Source organism: Dyadobacter sp. SG02, from assembly GCF_900109045.1.
Taxonomy (GTDB): domain Bacteria; phylum Bacteroidota; class Bacteroidia; order Cytophagales; family Spirosomataceae; genus Dyadobacter.
On the sequence record NZ_FNYL01000008.1, the window covers coordinates 1 to 24,977 of the forward strand.

17 protein-coding genes are annotated in these 24,977 nt (G+C 51.9%); 8 read left to right on the forward strand and 9 right to left on the reverse strand.

The features are described from left to right. Window positions 1-104: 104 nt before the first annotated feature. On the reverse strand, window positions 105-719 hold the full coding sequence (locus BMW93_RS19135; RefSeq protein WP_090379938.1) for a hypothetical protein: 615 nt from the start codon (window positions 717-719) through the stop codon (window positions 105-107). An 84-nt stretch (window positions 720-803) separates the two neighbouring features. After that, window positions 804-1,637, reverse strand: a complete 834-nt coding sequence (gene lgt, locus BMW93_RS19140) for a prolipoprotein diacylglyceryl transferase (protein WP_090379941.1) — start codon at window positions 1,635-1,637, stop codon at window positions 804-806. 50 nt (window positions 1,638-1,687) lie between these two features. Here lgt and yidD point away from each other — a divergent pair, with 50 nt between their 5' ends. Beyond that, window positions 1,688-1,897 (forward strand): membrane protein insertion efficiency factor YidD, encoded by a 210-nt coding sequence (yidD, locus tag BMW93_RS19145; RefSeq protein WP_090379944.1) that lies wholly within the window; start codon window positions 1,688-1,690, stop codon window positions 1,895-1,897. Between the two features lies 1 nt (window position 1,898). Here yidD and BMW93_RS19150 read toward each other — a convergent pair whose 3' ends face one another. Further along, a complete protein-coding gene (locus tag BMW93_RS19150; RefSeq protein WP_090379947.1) occupies window positions 1,899-2,852 on the reverse strand; it encodes a MoxR family ATPase in 954 nt (317 codons plus the stop codon). Window positions 2,853-2,873: 21 nt separating this feature from the next. Further along, window positions 2,874-3,734, reverse strand: a complete 861-nt coding sequence (gene prmC / locus BMW93_RS19155) for a peptide chain release factor N(5)-glutamine methyltransferase (RefSeq protein ID WP_090379949.1) — start codon at window positions 3,732-3,734, stop codon at window positions 2,874-2,876. 90 nt (window positions 3,735-3,824) lie between these two features. On the opposite strand from prmC, the gene ribD reads away from it, so the two are divergent. After that, on the forward strand, window positions 3,825-4,889 hold the full coding sequence (gene ribD, locus BMW93_RS19160) for a bifunctional diaminohydroxyphosphoribosylaminopyrimidine deaminase/5-amino-6-(5-phosphoribosylamino)uracil reductase RibD (RefSeq protein WP_090379952.1): 1,065 nt from the start codon (window positions 3,825-3,827) through the stop codon (window positions 4,887-4,889). On the opposite strand, the gene BMW93_RS19165 is transcribed toward ribD, so the two are convergent. Continuing rightward, window positions 4,886-5,659, reverse strand: a complete 774-nt coding sequence (locus BMW93_RS19165; protein ID WP_090379957.1) for a shikimate dehydrogenase — start codon at window positions 5,657-5,659, stop codon at window positions 4,886-4,888. The two genes, ribD and BMW93_RS19165, sit on opposite strands and share 4 nt — an antisense overlap. Window positions 5,660-5,915: 256 nt before the next feature. On the opposite strand from BMW93_RS19165, the gene BMW93_RS19170 reads away from it, so the two are divergent. Continuing rightward, complete coding sequence (locus tag BMW93_RS19170; RefSeq protein ID WP_090379960.1) at window positions 5,916-11,306, forward strand: S8 family serine peptidase; 5,391 nt, start codon at window positions 5,916-5,918, stop codon at window positions 11,304-11,306. A 103-nt stretch (window positions 11,307-11,409) separates the two neighbouring features. Next, entirely contained in the window at window positions 11,410-12,384 is a 975-nt protein-coding gene (locus tag BMW93_RS19175; RefSeq protein ID WP_090380757.1) for a nucleoside hydrolase, read from the forward strand. Between the two features lie 5 nt (window positions 12,385-12,389). Here BMW93_RS19175 and BMW93_RS19180 read toward each other — a convergent pair whose 3' ends face one another. The 3 genes from BMW93_RS19180 to BMW93_RS19190 are packed head-to-tail and all read right to left on the reverse strand — an operon-like array spanning window position 12,390 to window position 16,762. After that, complete coding sequence (locus BMW93_RS19180; RefSeq protein ID WP_090379963.1) at window positions 12,390-13,217, reverse strand: HpcH/HpaI aldolase/citrate lyase family protein; 828 nt, start codon at window positions 13,215-13,217, stop codon at window positions 12,390-12,392. Window positions 13,218-13,231: 14 nt separating this feature from the next. After that, a complete protein-coding gene (locus BMW93_RS19185; RefSeq protein WP_090379966.1) occupies window positions 13,232-15,643 on the reverse strand; it encodes a glycoside hydrolase family 20 zincin-like fold domain-containing protein in 2,412 nt (803 codons plus the stop codon). Between the two features lie 3 nt (window positions 15,644-15,646). Continuing rightward, complete coding sequence (locus tag BMW93_RS19190) at window positions 15,647-16,762, reverse strand: acyltransferase family protein (protein ID WP_090379968.1); 1,116 nt, start codon at window positions 16,760-16,762, stop codon at window positions 15,647-15,649. A 156-nt stretch (window positions 16,763-16,918) separates the two neighbouring features. On the opposite strand from BMW93_RS19190, the gene BMW93_RS19195 reads away from it, so the two are divergent. From BMW93_RS19195 to BMW93_RS19210, 4 genes are read left to right on the forward strand one after another with little or no spacing between them, the layout of a single operon-like run. Beyond that, window positions 16,919-19,525: a family 20 glycosylhydrolase gene (locus BMW93_RS19195; RefSeq protein WP_090379971.1), complete on the forward strand. Its 2,607-nt coding sequence runs from the start codon at window positions 16,919-16,921 to the stop codon at window positions 19,523-19,525. Window positions 19,526-19,571: 46 nt separating this feature from the next. Next, window positions 19,572-20,402 (forward strand): ROK family protein, encoded by an 831-nt coding sequence (locus BMW93_RS19200; protein ID WP_090379974.1) that lies wholly within the window; start codon window positions 19,572-19,574, stop codon window positions 20,400-20,402. Between the two features lie 50 nt (window positions 20,403-20,452). Next, window positions 20,453-21,709, forward strand: a complete 1,257-nt coding sequence (locus tag BMW93_RS19205; RefSeq protein ID WP_090379976.1) for an MFS transporter — start codon at window positions 20,453-20,455, stop codon at window positions 21,707-21,709. Window positions 21,710-21,721: 12 nt separating this feature from the next. Further along, the gene (locus tag BMW93_RS19210; protein WP_090379979.1) at window positions 21,722-22,882 is read left to right on the forward strand and encodes a DNA-binding transcriptional regulator; all 1,161 of its coding nucleotides are present in this window, start codon (window positions 21,722-21,724) and stop codon (window positions 22,880-22,882) included. Between the two features lie 49 nt (window positions 22,883-22,931). Here BMW93_RS19210 and BMW93_RS19215 read toward each other — a convergent pair whose 3' ends face one another. After that, entirely contained in the window at window positions 22,932-24,971 is a 2,040-nt protein-coding gene (locus BMW93_RS19215; protein ID WP_090379982.1) for a M13 family metallopeptidase, read from the reverse strand. Between the last annotated feature and the right edge of the window lie 6 nt (window positions 24,972-24,977).

Consider the following 24,977-nt stretch of genomic DNA (forward strand, 5'->3'; position numbering starts at 1 on the left):
CATGCCGCTAAAATCTTATACCAATCGGAAAACACGTTTGTAAACCATTTAAAACAGAAGCCCGTCCCAAAAATGATTTGAGACGGGCTCTTTTTCGTTATGGCCTACTTCATATCACCCAGCTTACCCAGGTCGATCGCTTTCAGGGCTTCCTTCAATTGATCGACGCTCAGGTTATCGCCTTCGACGTTCACCACATAACGGTCGGCGACGAGTACATTAATTTCGCCGGATTTGCTTTCGTTATTATATTTCTCAAAGGCCTTGTAACCCTCGATTTTTGTCGTTTTTTCGTAGCCGTTGGTGGTCTCCTTGTCTATTTCGGCAATGGACCAGGCAGCGAGGGCCATGGTCGACACGCCGGCAATACCACCCGTGTCCACAATTTCAATATTCAGCGATTCGTCGGAGCCTCCTTTATATTTCGCCTGTGCCGTCGAAACGGTAAAGCCCATTGCTCCGGTTTTCTCGCCCGTCGCTTCCGTGCGGCTCATACCGGCGATGCTTTCGGGCAAAAGGTCTTTCAGCTTGCGGAAATCCACCGGGTCGACTGCCTCGCGGTCGCCCATTTCCTTGGCTTTATCGGCAATGGCCTGAAGAGCGTCGGCCGGGCTGTCGGCGGCGGCTTTTTCTTCGGCTTCTTTTTCTTCCTTGCTACTGCCGCAACCGGTTATGAGCAGGGCACACGAAAGAAATGCGGCTATAAAGGATGTTTTCATCTGACAATGGTTAGAGTTGTTTCAAACTAATTACAATGTAATGAAAACGCCGCACTGATGCACGCCTGCTCACGCAGGGGGGAATCAGCTGGCGGCTACCTCCATCGGGTTTCGCCGGGAGCGGATAATGAAGTACAGGCCGAGCAATACCGCAGGGATACTCAATATCTGCCCCATATTCAGCGCATAATTGGCTTCGAACGCTTCCTGGTTTTCTTTCAGGAATTCATACAGGAAACGCAGCGTGAACACCCATACGAGGAACACACCGACCATAAGCCCTCGTGGCGTGGCGGCCTTGTACTTGTTCCAGATCCCGAACAGGACGAATGTGAGGATGAAGCACGTAATGGATTCGTAAAGCTGCGCCGGGTGACGCGGGATTTGCAGGAACTCGGTATTTTGCTTGAAAATGAATGCCCAGGGCAGATCGGACGGTCTTCCGACGATCTCGGAATTCATCAGGTTACCAAAGCGGATAAATGAGCCGCCCAATGCAAAAGTGATGGTCAGTCGGTCGGTTACCCAGAAGAACGTCTGGCCAGTACCCCTGCGCGAGCGTGCATACAGCCAGAGCCCGGTCACCGTCCCGATCACCGCACCATGGCTTGCAAGCCCGGCGTAGGGAGGTAATATCACTTCAAGGGGATTTTTAAACAGTACTTCGGGTTCATAGAAAAGAAAGTGGCCTACACGGGCGCCGATGACGATCGAGAGCACCATATAAAGTGTGAGCGAGTCGATATCTTCCAGCGTCTTTCCTTCTTTCTTGAAAATATAGATCATAATTTGCTGGCCGATCAGGAAGCCGGCTGCGAAAAGTAGACCATACCAACGGACAGGGAAGGGACCAAAACCGGCGATCTCCGGAATGGTGAAGATTTCGGGACTTGCGTCCCACATGATATATGAAAGCATGCTTTTGTGGTGTTAATGGTCAAATATACTAATATGAGACAAGACGCGAAATGAAATTTTTACTCATAGGCCTCGTACGGTTTTATCAGGCGGCGCTTTCCCCGTATTTGCCGAATTCGTGCCGCTATACGCCCACCTGTTCGCAATATATGATCGAAGCCGTGCAGAAACACGGCCCTTTCAAGGGTGGCTGGATGGGGCTGAAACGCATTGCGCGCTGTCATCCCTGGGGCGGGCACGGCCACGATCCGGTACCGTGAATTATCCAATGGCGACTTTCCGGAGAATGGAATCGATGATGGTCATCGTGCGTACGCCGTCGGCTTCGGCCTCGTAGTTCAGCAGGATACGGTGGTTCATGATGTCGGGTGCGAGCTCTTTAATGTCCTCAGGCAGTACGTAGTCACGTCCTTCGAGGTATGCCAATGCTTTTGCGGCACGATTGAGGTAAATAGTTGCCCTCGGCGAAGCCCCGAACTGAATGTAACGTGCCTCGTCGCGAAGTCCGTAATCGAGCGGACGGCGGGTGGCGAATACCAGTTCGATAATGTAGCGTTCGAGGGTATCGGAGATATTAACCTTGTTAACCTCATCGCGGATCGCGAAAATTTCCTCTTTGTTCAGGATAGGCCGGATTTTGTATTCATAATTAATATCCGACATCCGGCGCATTACTTCCAGCTCCTTCATCTTGTCGAGGTAATCGACGTAGACTTTCATCATAAACCGGTCGATCTGCGCCTCGGGAAGCGGGTAGGTACCCTCTTGCTCAACCGGGTTTTGCGTAGCGAGTACTACAAATGGGCGGTCGAGGAGGAAAGTCTCGTCGCCGATCGTCACCTGTTTTTCCTGCATCGCTTCCAGCAACGCAGATTGTACCTTGGCAGGGGAGCGGTTTACCTCGTCGGCCAGGATGAGGTTGGAGAAAATAGGGCCTCTTTTGACCTCGTAATCGCCGATTTTGGGTTTATAGATCATCGTCCCGATCAAATCCGCGGGGAGCAGGTCGGGCGTGAACTGGATGCGTTTGAAATCCAGGTGGAGGACTTTGGCCATCACATTGATGGTCAAAGTTTTGGCTAGTCCGGGAACGCCTTCGAGCAGGATATGGCCGCCGGTGAAAAGGCCTATCAGCAGTCGGTTCAGCAGCTTGTCCTGCCCCACGACCACCTTGCCCATTTCGTCCAGGACCTCCCTGATTTTTTCGATGTACATGAAAATAAATTTAGAAATGGATCAGGCCCAGATAGCTCTCACGAAGCGGTCCTTACCATTGATATCACGAAGGATTTCAACCTTTTTATAATTCCTTTCTTCAAAAACCTTTTTGGTTTCGGCGCCGAAATGCTCGTTGATCTCGACGTAGCATTTGCCCTGCTGTTTCAAATGGTGCACCCCGAAATCGGCGATAGCTTTATAAAAAAGCAGCGGATCATTGTCTTCCACGAACAGCGCCTCGTGCGGCTCGAAACGGAGCACATTCGGACGCATGCTTTCGGCCTCGGAATAGGTCACATAAGGCGGGTTGCTCACCAGGCAGTCGAACTGAACGATATTGCCGGGCAGGGGGAATGTTACATTGAGCATATCCTGTTTCGCGAAAGTGACGTCGGCGATGAGCTGGCGGGCATTTTCTTTCGCTACTTCCAGGGCTTCGTCGGAAACGTCCCACGCATGTACGCTTACATGCGGAAGAAAGCGCGCGAGCACGATGGCGATACAGCCGCTGCCGGTCCCAATGTCGAGAATGGAGATGTTTTTATCGGGCTCCGCATAGTCGCGCGTCACCATTTGCACGAGCTCTTCGGTTTCCGGACGAGGGATAAGCACTGCCGAGGAAACGCGGAATTCGAGGCCGCAGAACTCCGTGGAGCCGATGATGTGCTGAACGGGCTCGTTGTTGTTCAGACGTTTGATAATGCTATCCCAGTCCGGCTGAGCCGTGTTTTCGGGTATCGGGCGATCCACCAGCACATCGATATTGCGGAGGCGCATATAATGCTCCAACAGCATGTACGAGATTGCCTGAGCCTCTTTTTCCGGATAAACTGTGATGTTTTTAACTATATATAAATAAAGCTGGCGTGCAGAAGTCATTTTCACTGATTTTGATCCAATGTCGGAAAGTTAGCAAATTATAGGAACTCCCGAAAGTTGAGTTTAAAAGGGCATTTGTATTTTTGCCACATGGAGACGCACAATCAATGGATGGAACGGGCCTTGCAGCTCGCCGAATACGGCCGCGGGGCGGTGAGCCCGAACCCGATGGTGGGCTGTGTGATCGTCCATGAAGGCCGGATTATCGGCGAAGGCTGGCATCGTGCCTACGGAGGCCCGCACGCGGAAGTACGCGCGATCGAGGATACGGACGCGAAAGGTAATTCGCATTTACTGCCACAAGCCACTGCCTACGTGACGCTCGAACCTTGCTCGCATACCGGCAAAACGCCTCCCTGCGCCGACCTGCTCGTGAGCCGCCGACTGAAAAAAGTAGTCATTTGTAATAACGACCCCAATCCACTGGTTTCGGGTCGGGGTATTCGCCGGATGCAGGAGGTGGGTATCGAAGTGGAACGTAATGTGCTCGAAGCGCGCGGACTGGAACTGAATAAGCGCTTTTTTACGGCTATGACCCTCCAACGACCTTACGTAATCCTCAAATGGGCCGAAACCGCCGATGGATTCCTGGGCTACGAAACCGGCAATCCCGTGCAGATCAGTGGCGCACTGTCGGGTATGCGCGTGCACCAGTGGCGTACGGAGGAGGACGCTATTATGGTGGGTTTTAAAACCGCATTGATGGACAATCCGCGGCTGAATGTTCGCCACTGGACCGGGACAAACCCGGTGCGGATTGTTACCGATAAACATTTGCAATTGCCCGAACACCTGCATTTACTGGACCATTCGCAGAGCACGATCGTGGTTAACTACGATCGGGAAACCGGAATCCCAGCTGAACCCGAACGTTATGCATTACCTTCGACGGCCTACCTGAAAATCGATGAAGATCGTGATCTGATAGCCCAGCTATTGGAAGCGCTGCACCGGCGTAAAATACAGTCGGTGTTGGTCGAAGGAGGCGCGGCGGTGATCAATGCGTTTTTTGAAAGCGGCTTATGGGACGAGATCCGGCGGTGCCAGGGTAGGCTGACCATCGGAAACGGTGTTCCCGCACCCACTCCGCGCGGCGTGTTCAAGGGCTCGGAACCCATCGGGGATGATTTGTGGACTTTCTACAAGCGGGTTTAAATGCTCCAGAGGTTTTCCTCGGTATTCCAGATTTCCCAGGCTTTTTCAGCCTGTAATTCCAGCATTTTCAAACCATTCATGACGGCGGCACCTTGTTCGCTGCCCTTTTTCATGAATAATGTCTCAGCCGGATTGTACACGAGATCGTACAGGTAATGCCCCCTTGTAATCCATTGGTAGGGAATCATGGGACATTCTTCGGTATTAGGGAAGGTTCCCAGCGGAGTTGTATTGATGATCAACCGGTGGCTTTCGATTACTTCCTGTGTAAGGCCTTCGTAGGATACGCAATCGTCGCTATGCTGGCGTGAAACGATCTGGTACTCCATTCCCAAATCCTTCAAAGCGACCTGGACGGCCTTTGCCGCGCCACCGTTGCCCAGTATGAGCGCTTTGAAACTCGCACAGGCTTCCCCGCGCTTATCGAGCCATTCCACGAGCGATTGCTGGAAGCCATAGTAATCCGTATTGAAGCCTTTCGTGCTGCCGTCGGCGTAGATTTTGATCGTATTCACCGCGCCAATGCGCTCGGCGGAGGCATCGTCGAGGTCGTCGAGGTAGGCGATCACATCCTTTTTGTAAGGAATCGTCACATTCAGTCCGCGGAGGTCGTGCTTCTTTTTCAGCAATTCGGGCAATTCTTCCAGCGATTTCAACTCAAAAAGCTCGTAGCTGCTCTCTTTGATCTTCTCTCTGATGAATTTGTCGGTGAAATAGCGCTTTGAAAAAGAGTGGGTAAGCGGGTATCCGATCAGGCCGTATAAGTTCATAAGGATGCGTGCGACGCACGGTAAAATTAAGGCTGCTAAGTTATACCAGCCACCAGCTAATTACAAATTCGTGCAGAATTAGGGCCTGGTAAATTCACGTATACGATTCAAGGTTCGCACCCTGTGACGGCATCATCTTGCTGTACTTCAACTAGTTTATATGGTATGCCAATTTATATTAAACAATACTCGAATTATTTTGCATAATTAGGTTAATTGAAGTAGAATTACCTATCCTTTATCTGTACCTAAAATTATGAAGTGGAAAAATCTTTACTACACACTATGGCTTGCAAGCTTGCTGATTAGCAACGCCTGGGGCCAGAAACGGCAGGATTATCAAATCCTTCTCCAAAGCGGTTCGTTCACACCGGAGCGAAACGTTTCGTCTTCAAACGGCCGTGCGAATGCGGCATTCAGACTGTCTACCGCAGGGCAAAAATCTTTCGTAGTGATCCAGTTCGACGACATTCCTACGGAGGATGAGCGACGCGAACTGCGGAAAGAGGGCATCGAATTGCTTGAATACATTCCCAATTACGCGTATACCGCCACCATAGCCGCAGGCAGCAATCCCGGCGCACTGGCCCGTACGAAAGGAAGGGCTATCGTGGAGCTCAGCGCCGACCAAAAAATGCAGCCCGGCCTCGCCAACGGCAATATCCCGCCTCATGCATTTACCGGCCCCACCACTGTCGATCTGTGGATCAGCTATCCCAAGTCTTTCACCTACGAAGAGATACAGGCTGCATTGAAGGCGCAGCAATACCAAGTCGTTTCGGATCAATACAAAAATTACCAGATACTGACCGTGAGAGTGCCGGCGAAGGAGCTCAAAAAGCTTGCAGGCCAGCCGTTTGTGCAATATGTGCAGGCAGTGCCGCAGCCCGACCGCCAGTTGAACAATAAGAGTACTGTAAACGGCCGCGCCAATGTCCTGAAATCGGCCCTGCCGGGCAGCAGGAATTTGTCCGGGGCGGGCGTGGTAGTAGGGATCGGCGACGAATCGAACCCATTGCGGCACATCGATTTCAATTCCCGGATCATCAACAGGGCGCCCATCGAAGGGGGATCGCATGGCTTGCACGTGATGGGTACGATGGCGGGTGCGGGCATTATGGACGAGCGCTACGCGGGTTACGCGCCCAAGGCGACCGTGGTGTCCCAGAGCTATTCGTCGATTTTGGCGTATTCGCCGCAGTATGTGCAGGATTTTGGCATGGTAGTCACCAACAATTCCTACGGATCGGATGTGATTACCTGCGAAACGAACGGAGCGTATGACCTGTATTCCTATATTCTGGATCAGCAGGCATTCGAAATGCCTTACCTGCAACATGTTTTCGCCGCCGGTAATAGCGGATCTACCACCTGTGCGCCATTTGCATTAGGTTTTGGAACTGTTTTGGGCGGTTATCAGACGGCCAAGAACGTAATTACCGTCGGTGCAACCGGCGAAGTCGGGGTAATTGTGGCGAATTCCAGCCGGGGGCCGGTAAAGGACGGCCGGTTGAAGCCGGAAATTACGGCACAGGGAAGTGCTATCATGTCCACGATTCCGGCCAACCTGTATGGGGGTGGAACCGGGACGAGTATGGCCGCACCCGCCGTGTCGGGAGGACTTGCGATGCTTTACGAGCGGTACCGTCAGTTGAACGGCAACCAGAACCCTAAGAATGGCTTGATGAAGGCATTGTTGGTGAACGGTGCGGTCGATAAAGGTAACGAAGGTCCCGATTACCGTTTCGGATATGGCTGGCTGAACCTGCTCCGGTCGGTGAAAATGCTCGAATCGCAGAGCTACTCGGTAGGGCAGGTCGCGCACCAGGGCACCAATAATTTTTCCGTGAATATCCCGGCCAATACGGCGCAGGTGAAGGTGATGCTCTATTGGAATGATCCCGCAGGCAGCACGCTGGCGTCGCAGAACCTGGTCCACAATCTCGACCTGCAGGTGACTAATCCTGCCTCGGGTGTGATCCTGCCTCGGTTACTCGATCCCTCGGCTGCAAACGTCAATAATATTGCGGGCACGGGCGTCGACAACCGTAATAATATGGAACAGGTGGTGATCAACAGCCCCGCCGCGGGGAACTACACCATTTCCGTCAAAGGTACCACGGTAGGCCAGTTGCCGTCGCAGGAATATTTCGTGGTTTACGATATTATTCCCAATTCCATCACGATTACCAATCCGGTGGGCGGCGAACGCCAGAAAGACGGTGACCCGATTTACATTTCATGGGATGCTTTCGGGAACAGCGGCAGCACTTTTACCGTACAATACAGCGGCAACAACGGGGGAGTTTGGACCAATATTTCGACAAATGTCGCGGCAGGAACCAGCCAGCTTGCATGGGCAATACCCGTGGGGTTGCGCTCGGACAAGGTGCGCGTACGGGTGATCCAGAACAGCACAGGCACCCAGAGCATCTCGGAGCCGTTTATGGTAATGGGCGTCCCGACTTTAACACTATCGGCCCTGCAATGCGAAGGCTATATTTCCCTTGACTGGACGGCTGTGACAGGTGCTACGGACTACGAAGTAATGATGCTCAAAGGAAATGAGATGGTACCCGTGGCCACAACCGCTGGTACTACCTATGCATTGGGCGGGTTGCTGAAAGATTCAATTTACTACGTTTCCGTGCGAGCCCGGATGAACGGGACTGCCGGGCGCAGGGCGCTCGCCATTTCGCGGAAACCGGATACCGGAACATGCGCAGGCAGCATTTCGAATAATGACCTCAAAGTAGAATCCATTGTAACGCCCGCGTCATCGGGCAGGAAGAATACTACTACCGAGCTGGCCGGGACAGTTTTTGTTAAAATGAGGATTAAGAACCTCGATGACGTGGACTTCAACGGATCGCTGGATGTAGGGTATACGCTCAATGGCGTAGCCGTACCGATCGAAACGATCACGCCTTTTATCGAAAAAGGAAAGACCTATGACCATACATTCGAGGTGGGGGCCAGCCTGGGCAACCCGGGCGATTACAACATCAAAGTTTTTATCCACAGTAATGCGGATGCCGTTACAGCGAACGATACACTCAGCAGGCTTTTCAGGCAATTGCCCAACGATCAGCTGGCATTGCCATTTAATGATAACATGGAAAACCTCCCTGCGCAGGACGTAACAGTCGCGCAAATGGGGCTTACGGGCGATGGACGCTACGATTTCAGCGCTGATACCGATTTCGGACGGATCAGGACTTTCGTCAACACAGGTTTTGCTGCGTCCGGCCAGAGGGCACTGACGCTCGATGCGAGCCGCGCTTATGCGCCGGGTAATACGAGTTATCTGACCGGGACTTTCAACCTGGCAGGGTACGACATCAATTCGAATGACGTGCGCCTGATATTTTCGTATAAAAACCACGGACAAAAAGCGAACAATGCCAACAAGGTGTGGATAAGAGGAAAGGATACCGATGCGTGGATCGAGATCTACGACCTTTTTGCCAACCAAAACCTCACAACCGAGGGGTACAAAACAACCGTTCCGCTCGAAATGAGCGCCTTGCTTTCCGCTAACGGGAAAAACTTCTCATCGAGCTTCCAGGTCCGCTGGGGACAATGGGGCAAAATGCTCACGTCCGATTATAGCAACGGCGCAGGATATTCTTTCGACGACATCCGCCTTGTGTCGGTTACGGATGATATTCAAATGCTGACGTTGCTTGCGCCGCCTACCGAAAGCTGCGGATTGGGCAATGCGGAAACGATCGCTATCCGCATCCGCAACAGCTCGGCACGCGATATTACCGACCTGCCCGTGGCATTGTTGTTGCCAAACGGTACCGTCCTTCGAGATACCATTCCGTCGCTCGCCAAGCGGACGACCATCGATTTCACTTTCGGGCCCAAGGCCGATCTTTCGGCAGTTGGCGGATTGAATCTGAAAGCGTGGTCGGAACTGGCAACGGACAGTTTCAGGGATAATGACACACTGTCGGTGAAAGTTTTCAATGCTCCGGTGCTGAGCTCGTTCCCTTATCTTGAAAATTTTGAGAACGGCGACGGCTTCTGGAGCGCCAAAGGAACGAACAGCTCGTGGAAGTGGGGGACACCGACTTCCGGTGCGCTGAACAAGGCGGCCAGCGGGACGAAGGTGTGGAAGACCAATCTGGCTGGGGGACATAACGACAAGGAAGAATCGTACCTGTATTCGCCCTGCTTCAATGTAAGCAGCCTCAGCGCACCCACGCTGAGTTACAGCGCGGCGATCGATCTTGAAGTGTGCGAGCCTACACCGTGTGATTACGTGTACATCGAATACTCCGGAAATGGCGGGCCGTGGACCCGACTGGGTGCCGTGGGACAAGGTACCAACTGGTACAACAAGACCTATTCGGGCAATGGCGCCTGGGCAATGCAGGATTACCTGCGGTGGCACGTGGCGAGTATCCCGTTGCCTACCGGGTTTACTAACCTTAAATTACGTTTTGTATTGATTTCCGACGGCTTTACGCACCGCGAAGGCATTGCCCTCGACGACATTCACATTTTCGACAAAGTTTCACCGATTCTCGATAATGCGGGCGGCGTGGTTACCCAGCAGGTGTCCGGTTCGGGCTGGGTGAATTTTACCAGTAACGGAAAACTGATGGCGGCGATCAATCCCAACGGCCAGAATATGGGTAACACCGAGGTACAGACCTACCTGAACACGTCGGGAGTCAAAAACGGTAACGGGCATTATTACCTCGACCGGAATTTTACCGTAAAACCTGCCAACAGCGAACTTGCGAATCTGGCGACCGTCCGGTTTTATTTCCTCGAAACAGAGAGTGAAGCGCTGATCAACGCGTCGGGTTGCGGAACATGCGGTAAGCCCGTGAATCCGTTCGAACTGGGCATTTCGAAATACCGCAATACGGCGAATACTTCGAAGGAGGATGGTTCATTGAGCAACAGTACCGAAGGTACATGGTCCTTTCACCCGGCCGGAGAGGTGGCCGTCGTTCCTTACGACAAAGGATATTATATTGAAATGAAATTGAAATCATTCTCTGAATTCTGGATAGCCAAGGCGTTTGTCGGAAATCCGGGGGCATTACCGGTTGAACTGGTGAGCTTTAATGCACGTAAAAAGGAGGGCGACGTACAATCCAAGGACGTTATCCTCGAATGGGAAACCGCTTCCGAGGAAAACTTCGATCACTTTGATATCGAAGTAGCTTCCGGCGACGAGGCATATCGCGAGGGGAAATTTGTGAGGCTGGCGCAGGTTTTTGGGGAAGGTAATTTGAAAAGCGGCCTCAAATACGCGTATACCGATCAGCTGCCGGGCAAATGGGGGAATTTGTATTACCGGTTAAAAATGGTGGATATCGACAGCACTTATCAATACTCCCGCGTACGTACGGTCGCATTCGAAGCGCAATCCGAATGGTCGGTTTATCCGAATCCATCGAAAGGGGTATTCTACCTGGGCGACGAGGTTCCGGCCAGCAATACGGTATCCGTGAATGTGTATGACTTGCACGGACGGGTATTGAAACAGCTCGATGGCGAAGCATTGAACCCGACGCAGAAACGCAAGATCGACCTCTCAGGGCGTGAGTTTAATGAGGGAATATATGTACTCGAAGTGGTGAATGGAGAAACAAAACAGGCATTCCAGGTGTTGAAAAACTGATGTAACCTTTGTTATCGCTGAAAAAATCCCCCCCTACGCAGCATATCGGGAGGAAAAAGCGAATAGCTTTACAACAGACCGCATTTTTTGAATAATGAATGTCATGAACAAAGTTCTATTGATCCTTTGCCTCTTTACCCTCTCGAATTCCTATGCCCAAACCGGAAGATCGGTCAATTCGCTGATCCTCGACACCGATATCGGCCCGGATTACGACGACGTAGGGGCCATGGCGGTAATGCACGCATTGGCGGATAAAGGAGAAGTGAAGCCATTGGCCGTGATTTCTTCCAACAAAAATGAACTGGTAGTACCCACGATTGAAATCCTTAACACTTATTTCGGCCGTCCCGAATTACCCACCGGTGCGCCGAAAGGGAAAGGGGCAAGTTTCGGCGCCACGCAGAAATGGCCCGAAATGCTGGTAGAAAAATACCCGCATAAAATCGCCAAAACCTCCGATGCGCCGAATGCGGTCGAAACGTATCGCAAAATTCTCGCCAGGCAACCCGACCAGAGCGTTACCATTGTGACGGTCGGTTTTCTGACAAACCTCGCAGACCTGCTCGACTCCGGGCCGGATGCTAATTCACAGCTGTCGGGTAGTAGTCTTGTCCGTAAAAAGGTGAAACAACTCGTATCGATGGCCGGCCATTTCCCGAAAGGACGGGAGTATAATGTGCTGGTGGATTCGGTAGCATCTGCGAAGGTTTTTACCGAATGGCCTACCGAAATCCTTTTCAGCGGCCTGGAAATTGGCAAGGAAATTAAAACCGGCAAACGCGTAATCGCCAACGAAAGCCTGAAAAGCCCGGTGAAAGAAGTTTTTGCAATGGCAATGCCGCTCGCCAAAGGCGATGTGGATGGCCGGATGAGCTGGGACCAGACGGCCGTATTGGTCGCGGTTCGTGGCGTTCAGCCCTATTTTGGCGTAAAACGCGGGAAGATCACGATCGAAGGCGGAACTAACAGCTGGCTGGACGACCCTATGGGCCCGCATGCATACCTTACGCCCGCCATGCCCTTCGAACAACTCACCGCGCTGATCGAAGGACTGATGATGTGGCAGGGGAAATAGGGGTATTAAACTACCATTGAAATATCAGCCAGGGCAGTTGGCAAATCGCCAGCCGCCGGATCGCCGGCCGCCTTTTTGATTACAGCGAGATCTGCATTCAGTTTCTGCACAAAAAGCGCTACGTCAAAACTGTGCACGACAATATTAGCCCCTTCCTTCATCCATTGAATCTGCCTTTCGGGTTCGAGTGAAAAATGAATGCCGATGGCAAGGCCTTTCGAGCGGGTTGTGCGAATGATGTAGGAAACGGCTTTTTCGAAATCGGGATGGTCGTATTGCTCGGGCAACCCAAGGCTTACCGACAGATCATGCGGGCCGATGAAAACGGCATCCAGGCCAGGTACCGACAGCAATGCATCCAGGTTGTTCATCGCAGGTACGCTTTCAATATTGGCAATGCAGATATTTCCTGCATTGTATTGCGCTACATAATCCCGAATATTTTCCGGCATCGGCACTGTCCCGCTGAGGTAGTTCTGCAAAACCTCGCCTTTTAGCGGCCGGTATTTGGTAGCGCCCACCAGTTCCGTAATCTGCGTCGCCGATTCGAGGTAAGGCGCTACAATACCTTTTGCACCGGCATCGATGGCCTGGCAGGCGAGGTAAGGATCGGGGCAGGGAATGCGGACGATGGGCGTAATGCCCAAATGCCGGAATTGCTGGCATAATGTAGCCATTTCCGTTCTGCCCAGCGGTATATGCTCGGTATCGATGAACACAAAATCGACGCCGGTTTTCTTTACAGCCGCGGGCCACATCGGGCCGGTAGAGGTAATGCAGGTACCGTATACATTGCCGCCGTTTTTCAGTTTTTCAAGTAATGTGGATTCCATTGCGAAGTCTTAGGTTATTGTTTCATCAACCATATTTCTGTCACCTGCGAGCCGCGCTCGCCTTCGCCGCACGTCCATTCAAAAATGACCGTGCCATCGGAAGTAGCAGCTTTGGGAACATTGAATTCAAATGTAGGCTGTTCGCCGGTCTGGATAAAATCGTGGATGGTCTGGCCGTCGTCAGTGGTCATGCGCATGCGTGAGCGGAAGCGCCCGGTGTACGAAATGCGGATACGGTAAGTGGCTTCCGGGTCCAGATTGTCGTAACGAATCCGCAATGGCTGGTCGTAAAGCGTTTTAGCCTGCTTCATCCACGCACGCGGGGTTACCTGGCCTTTGAAACCGGTCGCCTGAATTTCGTCTACCCATTCTTCCCCCACCAAACCCACGCCGAAACCGATCCGGGGCGATTGCAAACTGCCCGGATCTTCTTCCCACGACAGGTTAGGCACCACCCGGTACCAGCTTTCCGGATCGCCGAAATGGTCGTAAAACCCACCCGGACCCGGATCGGTGCGATGCAGGAGCTGGTCGATTTCCCGCAGCATTTCCGCCTCGCTAGCCAGTTTTTCAATCCTTTTGAATTGGTCCAGCAAATAGGGCGCGTCGTTCAGCGGCATATTGATCAGGTCCATAAAATTACCCCGGCCCGACATCGCACCGTGCTTTTTGATGGTGAGTTGCGCACCGATGCTTTTATAAAGCGAATCGGCCAGGTCGTTGCATTTTTGCTGGTAATCGGGGAGAATGCGCTCCTTCCAGGCCTTTTCCAGAATATCTTCTGCATTTCGCATGGCTTTCACAACGCCCGACTGCCCGGCAGCCAGCGCACGTCGCGCCTGCTGTTCAAGTTCCGTTTCATAAATGAGCCGCTGGCGGGTGTATGCGTCGAAATAGGCGCGGATCAGCCCCATCTGGAACCTTGGATTTTGAAGTAATTTCAAAGGCGCATTCTTTTCCATCGACTGCCATTGGCGGAGGGTAATGTCGATACCGTCGTTACCGATCACCTCGCCGCGCCAGTTTTTTTCAAGATCGATAATAGCTTGCGCGGCGGTTTCCTTGTATTCGGGGCCGAAGAATAACCGGGAATAATCACGCAAAGTCTCGATGACCGGCATTTCCGGGTCCCAATCCTGGTCGCTCCATACAAACTTGTTGACGTCGTCGTTGGTACCCTCCGAATAACTCACGCTTCCGATACCATATTGGTCCAATGCATTGTGGATGGCCTTTTCATCAAATGGTCGCGGGTTAATGCTCTCGCGCCCGAGCGTCATCGCCCACGCAAGATCCCAGTGCGGTACGGGGTATTGTGCGGCGTAGTTATGGGTAATGTCGGGATAATGCCGGATAGGAATGGAAGGTTTGAGCATCTCCCGGATTTTCTTCACCGGAATTTTCACCCACGGCCCGAAAACCACTCCGCCGAACCAGGGGTATTCTTTATTGGCATGGCTGAAAAAAGCGTCAAACCATTTCTGCGTAGGTCGGAACACCTGGGGCGAGACCCAGATTTTGGCTTTGGGATGGTACTTCTGCAAAACAACCGCCTCTTTTTCCAGCCATGCGAAAAGCACATCGGGCTCCAACTCGCCCGGGTCGCCTGCCGGTACAAACACGCCGTCGAGACGGGGTAGGCTCGCAAATACCTGGTCGCGTTCCGCGAGCTCTTTCGCAATGGAGTCGGGGTGGACGTAGTTTTTATCCATATTCGGATACCAGATCGACACGTCGAGACCGTACGATTGGCAAATGCGGGATTGCTCGACGATCATTTGCGCGGCGGGTATCTTCATATGGCGACTGGTAGCGTCGTCGTCCGTGCGTGGAGGAAGTATTTCAATGGTATTTGCCCCGAACAATGCCAACTCACGAATATATTGGTCGAAACCGGCGACGGTAAATGCATCGTAAGCGTTCGTTTTGGGTCGGTAACCCAGCTGATGCCCGCGCATCGGGTACCGTGGGCTGGTACTGATCGATAGCCGGTCGCTAACCTGCAACTTACCCTGGGTCATTTCCGCCTTCCGCAGCAACCGCCCGATGCCGTATAATATCCCTCGCGCGTCTTTTCCTGCGATCACAATGGTATTCGAAGGCCCGGCAATCAGTTTAAAACCCTCGCTTTTCGTTTCGGATAATGCTGTAACGGCGCTTTTGTATGGCTCAGGTAACTTGGCCAGTTCGCTCTCCAGAGCGATCACGATCACATTACCGCTTTTCGGAAGCTTTTTCGCAACGGGCAGTTTAATGCCCGTCCGTTTTTCTACCTCATTTTGTAATACTTCAATGTTCCTGAGTAATGTAGCCTTACCGCTTGGACTGAAAATCTGGCTTTTGGATAAATCCATGGACTGCGGAAAGACGAGGCCGGTATGACAGGTTAAGAATAGCAGGATAATGAGCCGTGTTCGGTAGCGCATGGGTCAGAGCTTGATGAAAATACGTTTTTTGTAGAGCAGGTAAGCCGGGATGAAATTGATACACACAAAAAAGAGGGCGTAAAGCATGCTGGCAAGACGCGGGTCCATGCCTGTTTGCGACAATGCGGTCACAGCAAGGTGATTCAAAGTGCCGCTTCCGATCGGCATTAGGTAAAACAGCAATGCAAGAATATCGGCCAGAACGTACGCGGCAATCGCATTAGCCCCGAAAATGACACCCGGAGCAATGCCTTTTGTACGACCGCGAATGTCGATCAGAAAATACAATGCGCCGAACAGCATGGAGGCAAAGCCGGAAGTTACAAGCACGAAAGAACTCGTCCAGAGGTTTTCGTTGACAGGGAAAATCAGGTGCCAGAAGTAGCCTGATGCGGCCGTAGCAAACCCGGCGGTGAGCAGGGAATTGCTTTTCTCGTTCGGGGAAAGCGGGAGCAGCATCAATCTGCCCGCGAGCATGCCGGTAATGGTTGTCGCAATGGACGGGAATGTGCTGAGAATGCCCTCCGGGTCCCAGTTGCCCTGCCACATTTTGCCGGGCAGGTATTGCTGATCTACCCACGCAGCGAGGTTTGCGCCCGGTTCGAGCATTACTTTGCCGATGCCCGGCGTGGCGACGCCCGGCGTCGGGATGGTGGTCAAAGCGAGCCAGTAGAGAACGAGGATAGTGATGGCGATGCCGAGTTGCTGTTTCCAGTTGGTATTCAAAAAGAGGATTGCGCATACGAGGAACACGATCGCTATGCGGTGGAGCGTGCCGGTATAGCGCAGGTCTGAGAAGTTGAAGTCGGGCAGCATATTAAGGAACATGCCGACGGCAAATATTTTCAGCGACCGGACGGCGATCTTGCGGTACAATGCTCCTTTGGGCGCGCCCCGTTTTTTGGAATAGGCCAATGTAATCGATACGCCGACGATAAAAAGGAAGGTAGGCGCGATCAGGTCCGTAAAAGTCAACCCGTTCCATTTCGTGTGCCGGAGGGTCGGAAATACAAAATCCTCATGCCCCGGGAAGTTGACCATGATCATCGCCGCAATGGTAAAACCACGCATGGCATCCAGCGAAAGTAATCTAGACGAAGAGCCCGAAGGGTTTTCCATAGTAGCCGGTTTATAGGGTTATGTACTGAAATGGTTTTCGAAAGGGCTATTCGCGCCGCTTTTTGCACCCTGCACTAGTATATTTTGCGCAATTGTCAGTAATTAGGAAGTTGTATTCTGAACACCGAAAAATCAATCCCAGCCTTTCTTGACCCTATGAAGAAACTATTCCCGCTTTCGCTGATCCTGTTTGGTGTGCTGCTGATTGCAGGCTGCAAAAGATCAGGCAACGTATCCAAGGAACAGGCCGAGAAAATTGCGGTTTCCTGGAAGCTCGTCAGCAATTTTACCGAACCTCAGGGGACGTTTAAAGCGCAGTTTACGATCCGCAACGGAAGCGATTTTACGTTGGATGGTTCTAACTGGAAGCTTTTCTGGAATATGTCGCCACGGCCGATTCAGTCGAACAAAACGCCGGAGCCGGCGGTAGTGGAACATATCAATGGCGATTGGTACCAGATGGTGCCCGCGAAGGATTTTATCATGCGCCCAAGGGATTCGATGACCATTACCTACACCGGTACCGAGGGCGTGGTGAAGGAAACGGATGCTCCGCTGGGCTTGTATTTCGTGTTTTATGACAATGAAGGCAAGGAAAAGGAAATTGTTCAGGTGGCGGATTACACGATCGAACCATTCACAACCAAGGAGCAAATCCTGCGCGGCAAGATGGATCTGAAAGAGGTACCGACGGCCGAAACGCGGTACAAGGCCAATACCGCATTTACCAAACTGGGTGAAGAGCAGCTTTTGAAAATTATCCCGAGCCCTGTGAAACTCGTTCCGGGAGCAGGTACGTTTACGCTGACGGGTAAAACGAATGTATACTATCAGGAAGGGCTCGAAAATGAGGCGAAATATCTGATCAGTAAATTAAAGACATTAACCGGGACTGATCTGCCGATTCAGGCCGGATTGCCTAATAAGCCTTCGTCGGAAGAAGCAGCGATCGTTTTGAAAACCGGTAAGGTGGCCGTGAATGGTGTTTCTAGCGAAGCATATAACCTGAATATCGCTCAAACGGGCATTACAATTGAGGGTAGCGATGCTGCGGGTGTGTTCTATGGCGTTCAGAGCCTTTTGCAACTCGCCCCGACGGACGCTTACCAGAAGCCGGTCGCTTCGGTCGGTTTCGCATTCGTGCAGGTGCAGGACGCGCCGCGCTTCCAGTTCCGCAGTTTGCATTTGGACGTAGCGCGTAATTTCCAGACCAAGGAATCGGTGAAGCGCATTATCGATTTGCTTTCGGGCTATAAGGTGAATCACCTGTTGCTTTATACCACCGAGGACGAAGGCTGGCGGATCGAGATCGACGGTTTACCGGAACTTACGCAGGTAGGCGCGCAACGCCAGCATACGTCGGGCATGAATGCGAACGCGTTGCACCCGGGTTACGGCTCGGGGCCGGTCGCGAATGAGAAAGGCAAGCACGGAAGCGGCTACTATACCAAGGCGGATTTCATTGAAATACTCAAATACGCCCACGAGCGGCACATTAAAATTATCCCGGAACTGAACTTCCCCGGCCATGCGCTGGCGGCGATCAAGTCGATGGAGGCGCGGTATGAGCGGTTGATGAAGGAAGGGAAGGAAAAAGAGGCGAATGAATACCGGTTGATCGATCCGGACGACAAGTCGGTATACATTTCGGCGCAGGGTTATAAGAACAATGTCGTGAGCCCGGCCCGGGAATCGACTTACAACTTCTTTGTGAAGGTGGTAGATGAAATCGCGAAACTATACGAGCAGGCGGGTTTGAAAATGGATACCTTCCACACCGGCGGTGACGAGGTGGCGGATGGTGTCTGGACGAAATCGCCGATGGCTGCCAAGCTGCTGGCGGAGCATCCCGAGGTGAAAGGGCCGCGTTATTTGCAATCCTATTTTTTCAGAAAACTCCTGCCTATGCTCGAAAAACGCAACCTGAAAGTGCACGGCTGGGAAGAGGTAGCATTGAACAAAACGGAAACCGGCGCCTACCTCGCGAACCCGGAGTTCGTAGGGCACCAGGTGTATCCTTATGTCTGGAACAATGTGTACGACGTCGATTTAGGTAACCGACTGGCTAATGCGGGTTATCCGGTGGTACTTTGTAATGTGACCAACTTCTATTTCGACATGTCGTACAACAACGATCCCAAAGAGCCGGGCCTGTACTGGGGCGGGTTTGTGGACACACGCGATAACTGGGCATTTGCGCCATTCAATATGTTCCGCACCACAGAGGAAACTTCCATGGGCAAGCCGATGAAGGAAGAATTCGCAGGAAAGCAGTTGATGAAACCCGAAGCACGCAAGAACGTTTACGGCATCGAGGCGCAGCTTTGGAGCGAGACGATCAAAGGGCGCGATATGATGGAATATTCGATTTTACCAAAACTCCTGGGCTTCTCGGAAAGTGCCTGGGCGGCCGAGCGGAAGTGGGAAAATGTGGCCGATGATGCCGCCAGAAAAGCGATGATGGCCGAAGGCTGGAATATTTTTGCCAACTCGATAGCCCAAAAGCACCTGCCGAGACTAAAGTATATCAACGGGGGCTATCATTACCGCCTGCCTCAACCGGGCGCGATCATAGAAAACGGAATGCTGAAAGCGAATGTGGAGCTGCCGGGACTGGCGATCCGCTACACGACCGACGGTTCCGAGCCTACCGAAACCTCGCAGCTTTACGAAAACCCTGTGAAAGTTTCGGGTACTGTTACGCTGAAAAGCTTCGATCTTGCCGGGAGATCGAGCCGTAGCAGCGTAGTCACAGCCCGTTGACCGAACTGATCGTTTCACGCAGCTTACGCTCAACTCCTCACCGTCGATGAACATTGGTGTAGATATCGGCGGCACGAACATTCGTGCCGGTATCGAATCGGGTGGCCATATTACCCGGCAAACTCAGACATTACTGGCCAACAAACATTCGCTGTCGGCCACGCTCGACCAGCTGATGGATGTGATCCGTCCGCTGACGGCCTATCCCGTGAAAGGCATCGGCATAGGTGTGCCTTCGGTCGTGGATGTGAGCAAGGGTATTGTCTATAATGTGATGAATATCCCGTCTTGGGAAGAGGTCGCATTGCGCGATATTGTGGAGAAGGAGTTCAACTTACCGGTTTCGGTGAATAATGATGTGAACTGCTTCATACTCGGTGAGCACCGTTTCGGGTTGGCGCGGAAGTTCCGGTCGGTGATCGGGATGGCGATCGGGACCGGCCTGGGCTCGGGCATTATCATCGATAACCATTTATACGCCGGCAAGAATTGCGGGGCAGGGGAGATCGGAATGCTGCCATATAAGGATTCGATTTTGGAAAACTATGTATGCAGCCGTTTTTTCGAGGATTCGCTTGGTATCGACGCATTCGCGGCGCACGAGGCGGCCTTGAAAGGGAGTAAGAAAGCGATCGAGGTCTGGGAAGAGTTCGGGGCGCATTTGGGCTCGGTGATCAAGGCCATTATGTATACCTACGATCCCGAAGCCATCGTAATGGGCGGTTCCATTGCCAAGGCCAACCGGTTTTTTCAGGATAGTATGCTGGAAAGCATTCAGGATTTCGCTTATCCCGAGTCTTTGAAAAAGCTGACATTGCTGCTATCCGAAAACGAAAATATTGCATTACTGGGCGCTGCGGCATTGCTCGACGATTGAAGTAATGCAGATTTAACTTAAATTAGGTTACATAACCACGGGCCCTTCCCATGCAGAGGAACATTTTCATCGTAGTACTGATCTTCCTGATCTTTTTCGTCATTTCTTTCCTGACCAATATCCTCGGTCCGATCATCCCCGACATCGTCAAAAGTTTCGATCTCAGCATCGGTCTGGCGGGTTTTCTGCCGTTTGCATTTTTCGTCGCTTATGGCGTCATGTCGATTCCGGCGGGGTTAATGGTGGAAAAGTTTGGTGAAAAAACAATGCTGATCGGTGCATTTCTATTAGCATTTGGTGGGGCATTACTCTTTGCGTTGATACCGGGTTTCGCGATAGCATTGACTTCGTTATTCCTGATCGGTATCGGGATGGCCATTTTGCAGGTCGTCATTAATCCGCTATTGAGGGTTTCGGGCGGGGAAGAGAAATTTGCATTCTATTCGGTGCTGGCACAACTGTTCTTTGGCGCGGCTTCGTTTCTGAGTCCGTTACTTTATAGTTATCTGGTTTTAAATGTGCATTCCGGGAATTCCGGTTTTTTGATTGATATATTAAATGGACTCGTGCCTGAAAACCTGAAATGGGTTTCGTTGTACTGGGTTTTCGCGGTGATCGCGCTGGCGATGGTGGCGGTAATCGCAGTCGTGAAATTCCCGAAAGTGGAGTTGCTGGAAGACGAGCGGATCGATGTGGGTAAATCATTCGGCGAGCTGGCGGCGAACAAGCTGGTATGGTTGTTCTTCCTGGGCATATTCGCCTATGTAGGTACCGAGCAGGGCATTGCCAACTGGATTTCGCAATTCCTGCAAACCTACCACGAGGTAGATCCGGCCACGACCGGCGCTTCGGTCATATCCTATTTCTGGGGTTTGCTCACGGTCGGTTGTTTCCTGGGATTGATATTGCTTAAAATCTTCGATAGCCGCAAAGTGCTGATTTTCTTCACCTGCGGCGGCATTGTGTCTTTGCTGGTCGCATTGTTCGGTTCAAAAGAAATGGCTTTGGTAGGTTTCCCAATGGCCGGTTTTTTCGCTTCGGTGATGTATTCGGTGATATTTTCACTGGCTTTAAACTCGGTACCGAGGCATCACGGGACATTTTCCGGCATTCTTTGTGCGGGCATTGCGGGTGGTGCGGTGGTTCCGTTGATCGTCGGCGGGCTGGGGGAACTGGTGGGCCTTCGTTTCGCCATGCTTTTTCTGCTTATTCCGCTGGGATATATTTTAAGTATCGGGATATGGGCCAGACCGCTGGTCAATAATGAGACGGTATCGAGTGTGAAAGAGCTTTTCAAGCTCGGTTGAAAGGGCATTTATATGTACAAAATCATTCTCCTCCTCGATTTTGCCGAAGAATACAGCAAAAGCCTGATGAAGGGGATCAATGCGTATTCCAAAGAATTCGGGCCGTGGATATTCTGCCGGATGCCGCTTTTTCACCGCGAAACAATCGGGATCGACGGGATTTTGAAATGGGCAGAGGAATGGGGCGCCGACGGTATTGTCGGGCAATTGTATAATAAGGAAATCGATAAAATCCTGCGCGCAGGCATCCCGGTGATTGCGCAGGACTTCAAGGAGCGTTTTACCGAAATCCCGAACATTACCGGTGCCTACCGTGAAGCCGGGCAAATGGGTGCCGATTACTTTCTCAAAAAAGGTTTCACCAACTTCGCATTCTACGGTTTCAATGACATCGTATGGTCGCGTGAGCGCGCGGAAGGTTTTGAAGAGCATTTGCGCAAGAAGGGCCACAAAGTGCATTATTTCGAACATAAAAAGGCGCGGTCGACGGAGCTCTGGTTTTATAAGCCCAGCTCACTGAGCCGCTGGCTGAAATCGCTGCCCAAGCCGATTGGCCTCATGACGTGCGACGATAACCAGGGCCAGCACATTACGGAGGCGTGCAGGCACGTAGGCATACGCATACCCGAGGAGGTGGCAGTTTTGGGTGTGGATAATGATGAAATGCTCTGCGACCTCTCCGATCCGCCACTTTCGAGCATTGCATTGGATGTGGAAAAGGGTGGTTACGATGCCGCGAAGTTGCTCGATCACATGATCAAGCACGGTACTAATGAATATTATGACGTGATCGTCCGGCCTACACAGGTTATCACACGGCATTCAACGGATATATATGCCACGAATGACGACCATATTGCCTCTTCATTGAAATACATCCACCAGAATATCGACAAGAACCTGCATGTGGATGAAGTAGTAAAGCAGGTCCCACTCTCGCGCCGGGCATTGGAAAAGCGTTTCCTGGAAATAACCGGCTACCCCATTTACAAATACATTTTCAACCTGCGGATAGAGAAATTCACACAGAAACTGCTCGATACGGATATGTCGGTATTCGAAATTGCGCTGGATATGGGGCTGGGGGATAGCAAAAATATAGCCCGCCAATTCAGGCAGGCTAAGGGGTGTAGTCCGAGCGCTTATCGGAACAAATATCTGGCAGGTAAATGAGATAAGGTCGCATCAAATGTGATTTGGTTGTCAGCCTCAGGCTGACAAATTACCAGATCACAATCCTCGACGAGTCCGGCAATATCATCTTGCTGCCGGCGGGGCACGTCCAGGCCGCCTGGAACTCCTTCAAATGCGGCAATGGGCCGTTGATCCGATCGCGGGCGGGTGAATGCGGGTCGGTTTGCACCTGGTTGCGCAATGCCTCGTCGGTGGTGTTCATATGCCATACCTGAGCCCAGCCGAGGAAGAAGCGCTGTTTCCAGGTAAATCCGTCGATCGGTACGGGCTCTTTTCCGTTGAATGATTTTTCCAAAGCATAGTAGGCTAGTGTCAAGCCGCCGAGGTCGGCTACGTTCTCGCCGATGGTCAATGCACCGTTGATCTTGAAACCTGGCAATGCTTCGATACCGCTGAAATAGTCGATGTAGCGTTTGGTCAGCTTGTCGAAATTGGCACGGTCGGAAGTCGTCCACCAGTTTTTGAGGTTGCCTTCATCGTCAAATTGCGAGCCCTGGTCGTCGAAACCGTGGGTGAACTCGTGACCGATCACAGCGATTATGCCTCCGTAATTGATCGCATCGTCGGCATTGCGGTTGTAGAATGGCGGTTGCAGGATACCGGCCGGGAATACCACCTCGTTGTTCAGTGGATTGTAATAGGCGTTCACGGTCTGCGGTGTCATGAGCCATTCTTTTTTGTCAACTTCCTTGCCGATTTTCTCGACCTGCTCTTTGTGCTGGAAAAGCGAAGCTGCGATGACGTTTTCAAATAGCTTATCCGGCGCGATTTCGATCGACGAATAATCCTTCCATTTGTCGGGATAGCCGATTTTGTAGGTAAATGCTTTCAGCTTCTTATGCGCTTTTGCCTTGGTAGAGTCGCTCATCCACGTCAGTTTGTCGATACGCTCGCCGTACACCGTGCGCACGTTCTCGATCATTTCGGAAACCTTCTTCTTGTCTTCTTCCGGGAAATATTTCTTTACGAACAGCTTACCCAGCGGCATACCCAGCAAACCATCGGTCGAGCGGATCGCGCGTTCCACACGGCCTTTCTGCTGCTTGGTACCACGCATTACGGTAGCGAAGAAGCGGAAATCTTCCTGGTCGTATTTTTTGGGCAAAAAGCCTGCGAAGTTTGAGAGCAACTGCCATTTGGAATACAATTTTAATGTAGCGATCGGCGTGGCTTTCAAAAGTTTGTTCAGGTTTTGCAAATAAGGTTTGTTCTGAACAATTAAAGTGTCGGTTTTGACATCCTGTTTATCTGCAAATGCCTTCTGGTCGAAATCGGGGATCAGCTTTTCGAAATCGGCGAAGGCCATTTTGTTGTAGGTCTTCACGGGATCGCGCAGCTCCACATTGGTTAGTTGCAGCTTTGCGACTTTGGTCTCGAAATCAAGGACGGTCTGGCCGGGATTAGCTTCCGGGAAGCCGGCCATTGAGAACATCTTGTCGACGTGCTTCACAAACTCGCCGCGCACCTTCACGGTGCTGGAATCGGTTCGGTCGTAGTAGCTCCGCTCGCCGAGGCTGAGGCCGTCCTGGCCCTGGTAGAGGATATTGACTTTGCTGTTTCTCAAATCACCCTCCACACCGAAGCCGGTCACGGTTTCCACGCCTACTTTCTGCATTTCGCCAGCTATTGCCGCGAGGTCTTTCAGCGAAGCTACCGCATTGATTTTGTCGAGGTAAGGCTTCAGCGGTTCCAATGCACGCTTCTCGACGGTCGCCGTATCGAGGAACGACTGGTAGTAATCGGCGATCTGCTGCTCTTCGGTACCTTTCTTGCGGTCCTGAACTTTGGTGATTTCTTCGATAATGCCTTTCAGACGAACCTCCTTGTTCTCCTTATCCAGGATACCGAATGCGCCCCAGCGGCTTTCGGTACCGGGGATCGGGTTTTTCTTTTTCCAACCACCATTGGCGTAGGCATCGAAGTCGTTGCAGGCCTGGGCCGTCGAGTCGAGCGAGCTCAATTCGAAGCCAGGCACTTTGGTGGTGTCGGTTTCTTCCTTTTCTTTTTTACATCCTGCCAGGCTCACTACAAGGGCCAAAGCGGCAGCACGGAATGCGGCTGATTTCATTTTTTG